The 13,586-nt window shown below is 65.1% G+C and carries 13 protein-coding genes; 6 read left to right on the top strand and 7 right to left on the bottom strand.

From position 1 onward, the window contains the following. Positions 1-10 precede the first annotated feature (10 nt). Positions 11-1,149 (top strand): IS3 family transposase gene (locus DWG20_RS05050; protein WP_425451601.1). Its coding sequence is split into 2 segments (ribosomal slippage): positions 11-263 and positions 263-1,149, totalling 1,140 coding nucleotides; the frame shifts between segments, so codons are not numbered across the junction. Here DWG20_RS05050 and DWG20_RS05045 read toward each other — a convergent pair. Further along, positions 1,142-1,591 carry a DUF899 family protein gene (locus tag DWG20_RS05045; RefSeq protein WP_220272014.1) on the bottom strand — a complete coding sequence of 150 codons (450 nt, stop codon included), beginning with the start codon at positions 1,589-1,591 and terminating at the stop codon, positions 1,142-1,144. The two genes, DWG20_RS05050 and DWG20_RS05045, sit on opposite strands and share 8 nt — an antisense overlap. A 653-nt stretch (positions 1,592-2,244) precedes the next feature. Here DWG20_RS05045 and DWG20_RS05040 point away from each other — a divergent pair. Continuing rightward, positions 2,245-2,445, top strand: coding sequence for a DUF2905 domain-containing protein (locus DWG20_RS05040; protein ID WP_115432784.1), 201 nt, complete (start codon positions 2,245-2,247; stop codon positions 2,443-2,445). Positions 2,446-3,315: 870 nt separating this feature from the next. Here the strand turns inward: DWG20_RS05040 and DWG20_RS05030 are convergent. Next, on the bottom strand, positions 3,316-4,788 hold the full coding sequence (locus DWG20_RS05030; RefSeq protein ID WP_115432782.1) for an NCS1 family nucleobase:cation symporter-1: 1,473 nt from the start codon (positions 4,786-4,788) through the stop codon (positions 3,316-3,318). Between the two features lie 161 nt (positions 4,789-4,949). On the opposite strand from DWG20_RS05030, the gene DWG20_RS05025 reads away from it, so the two are divergent. Continuing rightward, on the top strand, positions 4,950-5,438 hold the full coding sequence (locus DWG20_RS05025) for a DUF1579 domain-containing protein (RefSeq protein WP_115432781.1): 489 nt from the start codon (positions 4,950-4,952) through the stop codon (positions 5,436-5,438). 66 nt (positions 5,439-5,504) lie between these two features. Here DWG20_RS05025 and egtB read toward each other — a convergent pair whose 3' ends face one another. Further along, positions 5,505-6,746, bottom strand: coding sequence for an ergothioneine biosynthesis protein EgtB (gene egtB, locus DWG20_RS05020; protein ID WP_115432780.1), 1,242 nt, complete (start codon positions 6,744-6,746; stop codon positions 5,505-5,507). 1 nt (position 6,747) lies between these two features. After that, positions 6,748-7,731: an L-histidine N(alpha)-methyltransferase gene (gene egtD, locus DWG20_RS05015; RefSeq protein ID WP_220272012.1), complete on the bottom strand. Its 984-nt coding sequence runs from the start codon at positions 7,729-7,731 to the stop codon at positions 6,748-6,750. Positions 7,732-8,054: 323 nt separating this feature from the next. Here egtD and DWG20_RS05010 point away from each other — a divergent pair, with 323 nt between their 5' ends. From DWG20_RS05010 to DWG20_RS05000, 3 genes are all read left to right on the top strand, one after another. Continuing rightward, a complete protein-coding gene (locus DWG20_RS05010; RefSeq protein ID WP_115432778.1) occupies positions 8,055-8,549 on the top strand; it encodes a glycine zipper 2TM domain-containing protein in 495 nt (164 codons plus the stop codon). Continuing rightward, positions 8,546-8,842, top strand: a complete 297-nt coding sequence (locus DWG20_RS16555) for a DUF4337 family protein (RefSeq protein ID WP_115432777.1) — start codon at positions 8,546-8,548, stop codon at positions 8,840-8,842. Before DWG20_RS05010 ends, DWG20_RS16555 begins: the two co-directional genes overlap by 4 nt. A gap of 128 nt (positions 8,843-8,970) precedes the next feature. Beyond that, on the top strand, positions 8,971-9,489 hold the full coding sequence (locus tag DWG20_RS05000; RefSeq protein WP_115432776.1) for an acyloxyacyl hydrolase: 519 nt from the start codon (positions 8,971-8,973) through the stop codon (positions 9,487-9,489). Positions 9,490-9,569: 80 nt separating this feature from the next. On the opposite strand, the gene DWG20_RS04995 is transcribed toward DWG20_RS05000, so the two are convergent. From DWG20_RS04995 to DWG20_RS04985, 3 genes are all read right to left on the bottom strand, one after another. Then, on the bottom strand, positions 9,570-10,106 hold the full coding sequence (locus DWG20_RS04995) for a YaeQ family protein (protein WP_115432775.1): 537 nt from the start codon (positions 10,104-10,106) through the stop codon (positions 9,570-9,572). Positions 10,107-10,217: 111 nt separating this feature from the next. Further along, positions 10,218-12,590: a DUF3141 domain-containing protein gene (locus DWG20_RS04990; protein WP_115432774.1), complete on the bottom strand. Its 2,373-nt coding sequence runs from the start codon at positions 12,588-12,590 to the stop codon at positions 10,218-10,220. A gap of 66 nt (positions 12,591-12,656) precedes the next feature. Beyond that, positions 12,657-13,511: an MBL fold metallo-hydrolase gene (locus tag DWG20_RS04985; protein WP_115432773.1), complete on the bottom strand. Its 855-nt coding sequence runs from the start codon at positions 13,509-13,511 to the stop codon at positions 12,657-12,659. Between the last annotated feature and the right edge of the window lie 75 nt (positions 13,512-13,586).

Here is a 13,586-nt window from a genome sequence, read left to right as displayed (position 1 = left end):
GAGAACGGACTTGAAGAAGCGATTCACGGAAGAACAAATCATCGGGTTTCTGAAGCAAGCCGAAGCCGGCGTGGCGGTGAAGGAGTTGTGCCGGCAGCATGGCTTTAGCGATGCGTCGTTCTACAACTGGCGGGCCAAGTTCGGCGGTCTGGAGGTTTCGGATGCCAAGAAGCTGAAGGAGCTCGAGACCGAGAAGGCCCGGCTGAAGCGCTTGCTGGCCGAGGCTATCTTGGACGCCGAGGCACTCAAAGTCGCACTCGGGGTAAAGCGTTAACCCCGCAGCAGAAGCGTGAGGCGGTGCAGCGGATGCGCGAGATGACCCCTATCTCGGAGCGACGGGCCTGTCGGCTGGTGGGGTTGTCACGCAGTGTCCATGTCTATCAAGCACGGACAACGGTCAGGAATGCGCAGCTGAAGACACGGCTAATCGAGTTAGCCCAGGAGCGGCGCCGGTTTGGCTATCGCCGCTTGCACATCCTTCTGCATCGCGAAGGTGTGCGGGTCAACCACAAGCGGGTCTACCGGCTGTATCGTGAAGCGGGCTTGATGGTTAGGCGACGGAAGCGGCGTCATGGCGTGGCCGTGGAACGTGAGCCCTTGGAACGGCCAGATCGGCCCAATGCGGTGTGGTCGATGGACTTTGTATCGGATGCGCTGGCCAATGGTCGGCGCATCAAGGTGCTCACTATCGTGGATGATTTCAGCAAGGAATGCATCGCCCTGGTCGCCGATTATGGGATCTCGGGGCACTACGTGGTCCGAACGCTGGAGCAGGCGGCCCGATTCCGGGGATGCCCGGCCGCGATCAGAACGGATCAGGGGCCCGAATTTACCGGCAATGCGCTGGACCAGTGGGCCAGCAGCAAGGGCATTCAGCTGAAACTGACGCAGCCAGGCAGGCCCACGCAAAACGCCTACATCGAGAGCTTCAACGGGCGCTTGCGCGATGAATGCCTGAACGAGCACTGGTTCATGAGTCTCTCGCATGTTCGGGCCGAGCTTGCCGTGTGGCGAAGGGATTACAACGAAGCAAGACCACACAGCTCGCTGGACTATCAAACACCCGCGGCATTTGCGGCAGGCTTCCGCATGGGGGAACTAGCGGAGCAGGAGCAAAAGCAGGAATTTTTAACCGACTTTACTAAGTAGGTCTTGGACCTAATCCTGGGGGCAGGTCAATCTGCGACCATCCACGTTGTTTGGCCCACGCATTGATCCGATCGGCCGGGGCCTTGGCAATTGCGACAAACGCGGCGTCTTGAGTGACCTGATACCAGGTTCGATCAAACCCATCGACCAGCGACGTACAGGAAGGACAGGGCTTGTCCCAGCTCGGACCGTACATGAATGAGTAAAGCAGTAGGGTGTTTTTGTCCGCAAATAGCTCGGAGAATTTCACACTCTTCCCTACTTTCCCATCGTTAGCCCATTGGAAGACGTAGTCCTCTTTCAACTCCCCCCCGGGAGGGAGATTGCGGCGTCTTTCTGCCACAGATTTTACTTTGTCGATAAGCTCTTGTTCGTCTTTAAGCAATAAATCGCGCGCATCGCGATACTCTCTGCTTTCGTTTGGATACCGTAGTTCACTCATGTTCGTCTCCTCTTTGAAACTAGTATTCGAGCGTACTCTAGATGGCTGCTCGTGGCCGAAAGCTGACGTTTGCACATCCCCCGTTGGGCCACACCTCGCAAAGGCCACTTCGCCACATAACTATAAATAGACGTCCTAAAAGACGTAATTTTTTTTGCGTCACTGACGCAAGCAGCCGCTGCCAAGCCTTGCTCTGCCTATCTTTGTGAATACTGGTACTCACTAGTCATAGGCAAAATGGGTCTTCTCGTCCCATCGCTCTACGGAGGGGAAGTGGGCTTTGCACCGAAACCGGCGACAAGGTTGGCCGAGTAGGCTCGGCCAACCTTGAGGGCGGGTGTGCATAGGGCGCCGTCGGTCCAAGCCACCACCTGACCAGGCAGGCAACAATTCAAGCCGAACACCCCTCCCGAGCCAGGCGAATCCCGCTGAACTGCCAGCGGGCGGACGGCGGGAAGAAGTTGCGATAGCTCGGGGGATGTGATCGGAGGGCGTCGCGCACGAGCCGCCGCTTCCGACTATGAGAGGTAGGTTAACCCGTTCATATAGTTACAAAAGGGCCGGCTGAATGACGCGGCTCAAACGTGAGAATCATTCGTCGTCTGAAGCATCAAACGCAATGTGTTGACCTCGAACCCCTCTACCCCGCGCGTATGCAACGTTTCCTCATCATCTCTGGACTTCTCCTGATGCTCGCCGGTGTCGCGTGGCCTTGGCTGTCGAAGCTGCCGTTCGGCCGCCTGCCGGGGGACATTCATATCGTCCGCGACGGGTTCAGCTTCCACTTCCCGATCGTGACGAGCATCGTCATCTCCTTGCTGCTGTCGATTCTGTTCTGGATCTTCCGCCGCTGACGTCGCGGACGCCGAGAAAACGGTAAGCGATTGAGCGTCAGCGGCATGGCCTCCGACGGTGGCCGATGCCGATATCGGCCGGCAGCCGAGCCGGGCCGCTGGCGAGAGGTACGGCGCGGACTTTGCCCGCGAGCGGAAAAGGCCGGGGAGATCGGCGACGGAGTTGGCCGAGCACACGCGGCGGTCGAAGATTGCACTGCAGGGAGGGGACGTTCTGAGCTCAGGGCGGAAGAAAGGGCGCCATCGCGGCGCCCTTTTTGTGTGCCGGCTCGGCCAACGTTTGAAGCTTGAAATGCAAAAAACCGCCCGGCATCGGCCGGGCGGTTTTGTCAGCGACTCTCAGTGCTGCGTAGCCGACCCGCCGCCCCCGCCGCCCCCGCCACCGGCGGAAATGATAGCCAACAAGCCGGCAATCCCCACGCCAATGGTAAGGGCCGTCACCGAGGCGGGAAACGCACCCGAACCAACGCCGGCAGCCGTAGCGGTATCACCGACACCTTCGACATCCGCAGCGGCATCCGCCCCGGCCGCCCTCGCACCGGCGTTTGCGGCCACGCTTGCAACACTATCCGGACTCGTTACCCCCGTCTCACCGGCAGCCAGTGTACTACTCGAGGCAATAGCGGCTAACAAGGTCAACATGGCAAGTCGTTTCATCATACGCCCTCCTGGAAAATGCCAAAGGCCCAAGCGTCGTACGTCATATCGTATGGCCATTATAAGCTGGCAGAACTCACTACGACTTGGCCTAAGCTGCCCCGTCTCTTTATGGCTGGGTCTTGTCAGAGAAGGCATTGCCGGGGATAAGGCCACCCACGTTGGCCGAGCCCTCGGCCAAGCTGTTAGACCACCGAAAAACCGCTCGGCCGCCTATCTGCGATGCGCCCCGCGCATCATCAAAAGGTAGATCGCCGCCCCCGCGACCGCGCCGATGACCCAGCCGAAGTTGTTCTCGGGCAGGATCTTGAACAGTTGCGTGCTGATCTCCCAGCCGATCGAGATGGCGCCGGACAAGAGCAGCGCGAAGACGCCGATCTTGTTCCAGCCGCCGTCGTAATGGAAGTGGCCGGTGGGCGACATCGTGTACAGCTCGGCCGTCTTCACCGCCTGCTTCTTGATGAGGTAGTAGTCGGCCATCATCACGCCGTACATCGGCGCCAGCACGGCGCCGAACACGCTGACGAAGATGGTGATCGCCTTCGGGCTGTCGACGAAGATCCATGGGCACACGAGCACGGCGAGGATCGACGCGATCAGGCCGCCCTTCTTGAAGTCGACATGCTTCGGGAACAGGTTGGCGATGTCGTAGGCCGGCGACACGAAGTTGGCGACGATGTTGATGCCCATCGTCGCGACGACGAAGGTCAGGCTGCCGATCACGACGGCGAACTTGTTGTCGATGCGCGCGACGATCTCGACCGGGTCCATGATCATTTCGCCGAACACCTTGACGCTGCCGGCGGTGACGATCACGGTGACGAGCGAGAACACGATGAAGTTGACCGGCAGGCCGAGGAAGTTGCCGACCTTCATCTGCCGCTCGCTCTTCGCGAAGCGCGAGAAGTCGCCGAAGTTGAGCAGCAGCGCGGCGAAGTAGCTCACCACGAGCAAGGTGGCGTTCCCCATGCTGAGCCACTGTTCGCCGCCGGACAGCACCTTGCCGCCCAGCGTGAGGTTGAGGCTTTCGAAGCCGGCCTGCGACAGGATCCAGCCCATCAGGATGAACATCACCACGTAGACTGCCGGGCCGCAGAAGTCGATGAAACGACGGATGGTTTCCATGCCGCGCTGGAAGATGATCAGCTGGAAGAACCACATGAACAGGAAGCTGACCCAGCCGAGGCCGTCGAGCCGCACGAAGCTGAACTCGCGCAGCGCCACCACCGCCGGAATGAACAGCACCAGCAAGGTGGCGACCGCCTTCGACGCGAAATAGGTCTGCACGCCGTACCAGACGATGCCGACCACGCCGCGGATCGTCGCCGCCAGATTCGCACCCATCACGCCCATGCTGACGCGGGCCATGACCGGGAACGGGATGCCGTGCACCTGGCTGGGCTTGCCGACCCAGTTCATCAGCACGTAGACGGCCAGGATGCCGACGGTGAGGGCGGTCAGCACCTGCCAGCCGGAGATGCCGAGCAGGAACAGGCTCGCGGCGAAGGTGTAGCCGCCGACGCTGTGCACGTCCGACATCCACATCGCGAAAATGCTGTAGCCGGTCCAGGTGCGCTTGCCGAGCGGAACGGGCGCGAGGTCGTGGTTGTACAGGCGCTCGTCGGCGTCGGCGATGTGCTCGTCGGGACCGGGTACGGCCGCTTCACCGCTGATGGAAGTCGACATGGATTCCTCCTTACGGGCCGACGGCCGCGTCGCTTTTTTACGGCCCGCCGTTCGGTCCTGTGCCCTTATGGCACGAGACATGGCCTCACTATAGGAAAGTCGGAACGGCCGGACTTCGGCGACTACACTGCAGACCACGAATCGCAGCCGGGGAGGCATCGATGAAGACCGAAGCACTGAAGGAACACCAGTGGCTGCAGCAACTGGTCGGCGAGTGGACGTACGAGAGCGAGGCGGGGATGGGGCCCGGCAAGCCGTCGGAGACGTTCGCGGGGACGGAAAGCGTCCGATCGTTGGGCGGCCTGTGGGTGCTGTGCGAGGGCCGTGGCGAGATGCCCGGCTGCGGCATGGCGACGACGTTGATGACGCTGGGCTACGACCCGCAGAACAAACGCTACGTCGGCACGTGGGTCGGCTCGATGATGAGCTATCTGTGGGTGTACGACGGCTCGCTCGATGCGGCCCAGAAGGTGCTGACGCTCAATGCCGAAGGCCCGGACTTCGTGACGGAAGGCAAGCTGGCGAAGTACCGGGACGAGATCGAGATCAAGAGCGAAGACCACCGCGTCCTGACCTCGCACGTGCTGGGCGACGACGGAAACTGGCACCGGTTCATGACGGCCAGCTATCGGCGGAAAGGGTCGGACTAGCGTCATGAATGACGCTCTTGGCCGGGAGCCGCGTGCGGCAGGCTCGGCCAAGCCCGGCCCGCTGCGCTATCGCGCCAGGCGTATCCCGCTGAACTGCCAGCGCGCGGACGGCGGGAAGAAGTTGCGGTAGCTCGGGCGGATGTGGCCGTACGGCGTCGCGCACGAGCCGCCGCGCAGCACCATCTGGTTGATCATGAACTTGCCGTTGTATTCGCCGACCGCGCCGGCGGCGGGCTTGAAACCCGGGTACGGCAGGTAGGCGCTCTGCGTCCATTCCCACACGTCGCCGTGGACCGGGCCGTCCGGCGTTTGCGGGCGGGGATGACCGGCGGCATCGCGTACCGGCGCCGCGCTTCGTGCAAGATTTGATTGAGCTACGTATTCCCATTCCTGCTCGGTCGGCAGCCGCGCGCCCGCCCAGCGCGCATAGGCGTCCGCCTCGTAATAGCCGACGTGGCAGACGGGCTCGTCGGGATGCACCGGCCGTTGGCCGTGGAGCGTGAACACAGTCCATCGTTCCGGGTCGGCGCGCTGCCAATACAGCGGCGCCTGCCAGCCTTCCTGCTGGCAGGTATCCCAGCCGTCCGACAGCCACAGTTCGGCGCGCGCGTAGCCGCCGTCGGCGATGAAGGCCTGGTATTCGCGATTGCTCACCGGGCGGCAGGCGAACGCGAACGGTTCCAGCCAGACGCGATGCCGGGGCGTTTCGTTGTCGAAGGCGAAGCCCGGGCCGTCGTGACCGATGTCTGCCAGGCCGCCGTCTGACGGCAGGAAGCGCAGCGCCGCCACCGGCGCCTCGGCCAAGGTCGGCGGCGGGCGGTAGGCGGGGCGCAGCGGGTTGCGCCAGAAGTGATGCTTGAGATCGGTCAGGATCAGCTCCTGATGCTGCTGTTCGTGGTGGACGCCGAGTTCGACGAGGTCCAGCAGCCGGGCGGATTGCGGCGGGCCGTCGAGCAGCTCCGCCATCCGCGCGTCGACGGTCTGCCGGTAGCCGAGTACCGTATCGAGCGAAGGCCGGGACAGCACGCCGCGCTCGGGCCGCGGGTGCCGCTCGCCGACGCCGACGTAGTAGGAATTGAACAGCACCCGGAACGCCGGATCGAACGGCGGCACGTCCGGCCGAACCGCCTCGAGCACGAAGGTCTCGAAAAACCAGCTCGCGTGCGCGAGGTGCCATTTGACCGGGCTGGCGTCCGGCATCGACTGCACCATGCAGTCCTCCGCCGTGAGCCCGTCGACCAGCGCCATCGTCTGGCGTCGCGTCCGCTCGAAGGCGGCCAGCAGCGCGGCTTGGCGTGGGTCGCGCATGCTATTCACGGGCCGGGCCGGCGACGAACACGCCGAACCACGCGCGATCGTCGGTCCAGTGGTGCGTTTCGCCGTAACCGGCCGCGGCCAGCAGCGCCTTGAAGCGCTCCGGCGTGTACTTGTACGAGTATTCGGTCACGATGGTCTCGCTGGCGTCGAACCGTCGTTGGACGTCGCCGATCCGCACGCTATGGGCCGCAAGTGCCATAAGGTGCATCTCGATCCGGCTCTCGGCCGCGTTGAAGAACGCCTTATGGCCGAAGCGGCCCGGGTCGAAGTCGGCGTCCAGCAGCCGGTTGGCGACACGCAAGACGTTGCGATTGAACGCGGCCGTCACGCCGAGCGCGTCGTCGTAAGCGGCTTCCACCGTGGCGGCGTCCTTGACCAGATCGACGCCGATCAGCAATCGCCCGTCACGGCCCAGATGGGCGCGGATCGAGCGCAGCAGCGCCAGCGCTTGTTCCGGCGTGAAATTGCCGATCGACGAGCCGGGGTAGAAAAAGATCGGCGGCGAGCCCGGACAGTCGTTCAGGACGGGCTGGATGTGGAACGGCCGGGTGAAGTCGGTCACCACGCCCAGACAGTCGACCTCGGGGAACTGCCTCTCGGTCGCCTCCAGCGTCGCCTGCAACCAGTCGGCGGCGATGTCCACACCGATATACCGCCGCACACCGGCAGGCTTAAGCCACTGCCGCGATTTCGCCCCGTCGCCGCAGCCCAGGTCGACCCATTGCCCGCCGTGCGGCAGATGCTCGGCGATCGGGTCGCGGCAGCGCTCGTAGATCAGCGCTTCGGTTCGGGTCGGGTAATACTCGGCCAGCGCGCAGATGGCGCCGTAGAGCGCGCAGCCCTGCGCGTCGTAGAAGAACTTCGGGGAAATCCGGGCCGGCCGGCCGAGCAGTCCGTCCCTGAGGTCGGCAATCTGGTCGGCGGGGTCGTCGATGGCGTCGACAATGACCCGCCGCCCATCGACGTCGGAGAGCAAATCGTGGCACCGATAAACGGCTTTGTTCTTATTCATATCGATAGCGCCCCTGTGAATTCGCCATCCTTGTCGCGCGATCCCCGGCTTGGGAATCGGTTCGTTGAGTCTAGATGCCGCTATCGGCACTGTCGACCTCACGCACGGGAGCGGGGTGAAGGTGGGAAAACCGGCGGCGGGGTTCGGCGACGGCGATGTCCCTGGGACGAAAGCGGGCGGGCCGCGCGCTTCAAATTTGCTAACAGTTCTTCACAGAGCGCGAAGCGGGTGCGCTCCTATACTCGGCGTCAGCAGGGCTTGCTGCGATCAACCGAGAACTCCACACCATGAACAAGAACATCGTATTCCCCCTCCTGATGCTCGCCGCCGGCGCCGCGAACGCCGCCAGCTATACCGACTACGCGACGGTGGTGAAGAGCGAGCCGGTGTACGAGCAGATCCAGTCCGGCTGCAACGCGACGGCGCAGAACCCGACGTCGACCGGCGGCCTGCAGGACGTCATGACCGCGGAGAACGGCGGCGCGGTGCTCGGCGGCCTGATCGGCGGCCTCGCCGGCCATCAGGTCGGCGGCGGCAGGGGCAAGACGGTGGCGACCGTGGTCGGCGCGATCGGCGGCGCGATGGCCGGCCGCCAGATCGCGCAGACCGTCGGCGCCAAGCCGACGCCGGTCGCGCAGGAATGCCGCCCGGTGATCCAGAAGCAGCTGGCCGGCTACTCGGTGACCTACGACTACCGCGGCCACCGCGACACGGTGACGCTGCCGGCCAACCCGGGTAAACGCCTGGAAATGCGCGTGAGCGCCGAGCCGGTCGCGCGTTGAGTTGCGCTGCCGGTTCACGCCGGCACAGGAAAAGGGCGCCGTCGCGGCGCCCTTTTTGCGTTTGCGGCCCGGCCAAGCTTAGGATTCACGCGCGGCCGTTCGGCGTCGTGGTGATCTTCCTGCAGATCGCGATCCTGATCTCGTCGATCGCCGGCCGCTTCAAGAAGAAGCCGGTCTGGCTCGCCGCGCCGCCGCTGGCGGCGGTCGGGCGGGTGTATTCCGCCGGCGGGTTCTTGCCGTTGTGCCGAGCGGCGGGGACTCCCGGCCCGATGATTACGTGTTTTGTGTTTTAGCGCCCTGATGGCTATGTTTTTTACGTAGCCCATGTAACGGATGTCTTATATGGCTTGTTTAGAATCCTGTAATGGCTAATTTTAAGACATAAGCTTTATCGCTGGCCGCAGACAGGAAGGGGGACCTCATGCGCCGTGCATCGTGCTTGCCGCTACTGTGGAGCCTGGCGCTGCCCGCGTGGGCGGTGGACGGGTTCGTGCTGTCGCTCGGCAAGGTGACGCGTCCTTCCGGGTCGGGCGACGTGCGCGTCGGCGTCGACTGGATCCTGCCCTGGCGCTGGGCCGACAACGACACCGGCGTGCTCGAGAGCCGCTTCGAACTCGGAGCCGGCTACAGCGACACCGCGCGCGACTCGGTGTGGAGCGTCACCGCCGAGCCCTTGCTGCACTACCAGTTCAAGGGGGCGCGCACCGGCTGGGGGCCGTTCGTCGAGGTCGGCGTCGGCCCCTCCTGGGTGTCGGATAAATGCTGGGGGTCGGGGCACGACCTCAACTCCCGCTGGCATTTCGCGTCGCGCCTGTCCGCCGGCTACGCCTTCGGCGCACACGAAGTCAGCGTCGACTTCCGGCACTTCTCGAACGCCGGCCTGACCCAGCCCAACCCGGGCGCGAACCTCGTGACGATGCGCTACCGGTGGGCGCTGTAGCGCGCACCGCTCGGCACGAAAAAACTCGGCTAACCTTAAGGGGTTGGCCGAGCTTTTTTCATCGCGCGATCCGGGCCGTCCTACTGCCAGCGTTCGCCCTCGACCAGCACCGACTGCTCGCCGCTCGACAGCCACATCTGGCCGTCCTGGATGGTGGCGGTCAGCTGCATGCTGCGCTCGACCAGCGCGACCAGCCCGGCCAAGGTCGCCGGCGCGATATTGATCACGTTCAGGTTGGCAAAGCGCCCGGTCTTGCCCTTGAGGCCCTGCCACCAGATCTCGGCGGCGCGTCCGCCGTAGCAGTACAGCCACACCTCGTTAGCGCGGCCGCACGCCTTTTTCACGCGCTTCTCGTCGGGCTCGCCCAGGTCTATCCACAGCTCGATCTCGTCGCTGTAGCTCTTCTGCCACAGCTCGGGCTCGTCGTCGGCCGACAGGCCCTTGGTGAAGGCGAGCGTTTCGCTCGCGTGCAGCGCGAACGCGGCGACGCGCAGCATCATGCGTTCCAGCGTTTCGGACGGGTGCTGCGCGATGGTCAGACCGTGCTCGGCGTAGTAGCCGCGGTCCATGTCGGAGATGCTGAGGTTGGCTTTGTAGATGGTGGCGGACAGCGCCATGGGTGCAGCCTTGTGATCGGAAAGGGCGTTAGTGTAGCGCGGCCTCGCCCAAGGTTGGCCGAGCCGCGCGCAAAAAAAGACGGCGCGGTGCGCCGTCTCGGGCTATGCGCGTCACGCCTTCTTCGGCGTCACGCGGCGCTTGCGCGGCGCCGGTTTGGCGGCGGGGGTGGGGATTTCGGCAGACGCGACCGTTTCGACCTTGACGGGGTCGGCAGGCGCGGCGGTCTCAATGGCTTCGATCGTGGGCTTGGCGGGGGCCGGCTGTTCTGCCGGTGCGGCCTCGACCGGCGCCGGCGTTTCGGTGGCCGGCGCTTCTACCGCCGTCAGCCCCAGCACGTCGGCGACGCGCGCGAGCCGCGCCTCCTTCTCGTCGCTGATCTTGCCCGGCAGCGCCAGCAACTCGCGCGCCAGATCGAGCGCCTGGCGACGATAGTGCGCTTCGGGCAAGAGTGAGGGCAGGCCATTGAGCGCGCGCTCCTCGTCCTGGCGCACGAGGAAGGTCTGGCGCTTGATGATGTCCTTGAGCTTGGCCAGCGTCATCTTTTCCTCGAGGCCGACGTCGCGCATCACGCGGCGGATGCCGTTGAACACGCGCTCGTCGACGACGCCGGTGCCGATCGCGACGTAGATCAACAGCCGCAGGAAACCGACCACCGGCGAGCCTTTTTCGTAGTAGGCGTCGAGCGCCGCGTGCTTCAGGCGCAGCCGCTCTTCCTGGTCCCAGTCCTTTTCGCGTGCCCTCAGCGCGCGCTCGGCGGCGGGCTTGAGGCCCGTGAGCGCAGCCAGCCATGGCGCATCGTAGATCGAGAAGAAGGTGCGTTCCTGGGCCGCGTCGCGCGCGTCGCGCCAGGCGTCGAGCGTGCGCACGACGGCGTCTGATACCTGCTGCTGCGCGGCCAAGAGCGGGTTGTCGTCGGCTAGCTGCGCGCGCGCGGAGCGCACCGACTCGGCCAAGGGCTTGACTGCCGCGACCGCCGGGTTGAGGTCGGAGAAGAACGCGCGCTCGAAACGCGCCGGGTTCAGGTGGCGCCAGAACGCGGCGCTGTAGTCGTTGGAAAACGCGCGTACCCACGGCGACACGAAGGCGTCGTAGACGCTCTGGTTGATCTCGGCGACGCGGCGCACCACCTCGAACGCGCATTCGTCATCGCGGCCGTCGTCGAGCGCGAGGATGTCGGCGACGTCGCGCGGCTCGAAGCGGATCACGTAGCGGCCTTCTACGTACTCGAGGCCCGGCGTTTCCGGGTGCGTGTCCTCGATGACCGCTTCGTAGAGGCCCGGCGGCAGCACGTCAATGAGATCCAGCGCGCTGGCGAATTCGCTGTGTTCCTTATTGGCGACGCCGGCCGACACGAAGATGCCCAGATGGCCGACCTGCTCGTGCAGGCAGTAGACGATGGTCTGCTCGTTGACGCGGATGTCCTCCGCGCTGTCGTACAGGTCGGGGATCCAGTTCAGCGCCTGTTGCGGCGGCGTGATGTTGTCGCCCCACGACGCGAACACGACGATAGGCGAGCGGATGTTCCTGAGGTCGATGCGTACCGAGCCGTCCTCGGTGGTCACCTCGCCGGCCGTCAGCCGGTTGCCGACGAACAGCTTCTGCGTGATCCATTCCATCTCGGCCTTGTTGAGCAGATAGTGCCCGCCCCACCAGCGCTCGAATTCGAGGAAGCGCTCGCGCTCGGTGTCGACCGAGGCGTACAGGTGGTAGAGCTTGTTCCAGTAGGTGTTGGAAGGGTCGAGCTGCTCGAAGTTGTTGACGAGGTAGGCGCCGTCGAAGCTGCCGTGGCCGAGGTCGCCGGCGAACGACGCGCCCCAGGTGCCGCCCATCAGGCCGCCCGAATAGCGCATCGGGTTCTTGCCGCGCTCGCCGGCCCAGTACGACAGCGGCGAGCCGGCCAGAAGCAGCGGGCCGACCAACTCGGGCGCGGCGGCGGCGAGCATCGCCAGCGCCCAGCCGCCCTGACAGTTGCCGATCACGAACGGCTTGCCGGCCGCTTCCGGGTGCTGCGCGTTGACCTTCGCGAGGAAGGCCGCCTCGGCGCGCGCGACGCATTCTATCGTCTGTCCCGGCACCGGCTGCGGGAAGAACATCACGAAGTAGCACGGGTGGCCTTGTTGCAGCGCGATGCCGATCTCGCTGTCCATCTTGAAGCCGCCGATGCCCGGGCCGTGGCCGGCGCGCGGGTCGATCACGACGAACGGGCGCTTTTTCGCGTCGGTCGCCGGGCAGCCGGCCGGCGCCTGGATCGCCGCCAGTGCGTAGTTGACCGGGCGCTCGAGCGTGCGGCCGTCGACGATGATCTCATAGTCGAACACGAGCACCGGCGGCTTGCCCGAGCGCGAGTGCTCGAGATAGACGTTGCCGCGCTCGCGCAGCACGTCGATGAACAGGACGCCGCGCTGCCAGGCGTCGGTCCAGTAGTCGAGCGCCTGCTGGATCGGCGTCGGGATGAACGGAAAAGCGGCGGGTTGCGACGACATGCGGACCTCCGGGGAAGACGAGTCAGTCGGCCCACTCTACGCGGCTTTTGTTGCGGCGCAATAGGTTTATGCGAAAGCGACGGCGGGCTGTGTGCGCGGCGCAACGTCGTCGTCGGCAAGGTCGGCCGAGCCCCAAGCGAAGACCAGCGTCTCGCCGTCTTGCGGCACGCGGAGCCGCTCGGCGACGCCGTAGAGGCGGGCGGCGACCCGCAGTTCGTCGCGCCCGACCGGGCAGTGGTCGAGCGCCTCCAGATGGTTGGCGACGACCACGCCGCGCGTCAGCCGCGCGACCTCGATCGCGTCGCAGGCCCCCATGATGATGGGCCGGCCGACGTCGAAGCGCGCGCCGCCGGCCGGGATCACGCTGACGTCGGGCTGGTGTCGCGTCAGGAACTGCCTGACCTCGTCGGTCAGCACCGTGTCGCCGGCCAGGTACACGCGCGGTTCGCCGGCCAGCTCGATGCAGTAGCCGTGGCCGTGCGCCATTAGCCGGCCGACCCAGCCGTGGCCATGGCGGCACGGCACCGGCCGGATCGTGCCGTCGAGGAAGTCGGCGATTTTTTCGTGGTTCACCGTCTCGACGTTCAAGGGCTTGACGTTGAGGCCGCGGCGACCGAGATAAGCTGCGTCGTCGGGCATGCAGATCACCGGGGTGTTGCGTTCGCGCAGCCAGCGCACGGCGGCGCGGTCGAGGTGGTCGAAGTGGCCCTTGCGGCAGTGGGTGACCAGGCAGTGCGTGACCCGGTCGAGCAAGGCATCGGCGCTGTCCGGCAGCTCGACGAGCGGATTGGCGCGGCGGTGTCGCGCAAGCCACCTGAGCGGCGGCAGGCGGCCGGCGCGCGCGAGCATCGGGTCGACGAGGATGACGGATTCGCCGACCTCGACGACGACGGTCGCGTTGCGTAATTGGGTGAGCTTCATGGCGGTGTCCCGTGATATGACAACACGATTGTCGTCGCGCGCGCGGCCGCCTACACTGGCGGGAATCGACAATTT

It is taken from the genome of Crenobacter cavernae (assembly GCF_003355495.1).
Lineage (GTDB): Bacteria > Pseudomonadota > Gammaproteobacteria > Burkholderiales > Chromobacteriaceae > Crenobacter > Crenobacter cavernae.
This window is presented reverse-complemented; position numbering and strand designations above follow the sequence as displayed.

Excerpts from the sequence above, each read along its gene's own strand:
- egtB (WP_115432780.1), bottom strand. The coding sequence starts at position 6,746 with ATGCGCGACCCACGCCAAGCCGCGCTGCTGGCCGCCTTCGAGCGGACG.
- DWG20_RS05030 (WP_115432782.1), bottom strand. The coding sequence starts at position 4,788 with ATGTCGACTTCCATCAGCGGTGAAGCGGCCGTACCCGGTCCCGACGAG.
- DWG20_RS04985 (WP_115432773.1), bottom strand. The coding sequence starts at position 13,511 with ATGAAGCTCACCCAATTACGCAACGCGACCGTCGTCGTCGAGGTCGGC.
- DWG20_RS05040 (WP_115432784.1), top strand. The coding sequence starts at position 2,245 with ATGCAACGTTTCCTCATCATCTCTGGACTTCTCCTGATGCTCGCCGGT.
- DWG20_RS05010 (WP_115432778.1), top strand. The coding sequence starts at position 8,055 with ATGAACAAGAACATCGTATTCCCCCTCCTGATGCTCGCCGCCGGCGCC.
- DWG20_RS05025 (WP_115432781.1), top strand. The coding sequence starts at position 4,950 with ATGAAGACCGAAGCACTGAAGGAACACCAGTGGCTGCAGCAACTGGTC.
- DWG20_RS04995 (WP_115432775.1), bottom strand. The coding sequence starts at position 10,106 with ATGGCGCTGTCCGCCACCATCTACAAAGCCAACCTCAGCATCTCCGAC.
- DWG20_RS05000 (WP_115432776.1), top strand. The coding sequence starts at position 8,971 with ATGCGCCGTGCATCGTGCTTGCCGCTACTGTGGAGCCTGGCGCTGCCC.
- DWG20_RS04990 (WP_115432774.1), bottom strand. The coding sequence starts at position 12,590 with ATGTCGTCGCAACCCGCCGCTTTTCCGTTCATCCCGACGCCGATCCAG.
- DWG20_RS05045 (WP_220272014.1), bottom strand. The coding sequence starts at position 1,591 with ATGAGTGAACTACGGTATCCAAACGAAAGCAGAGAGTATCGCGATGCG.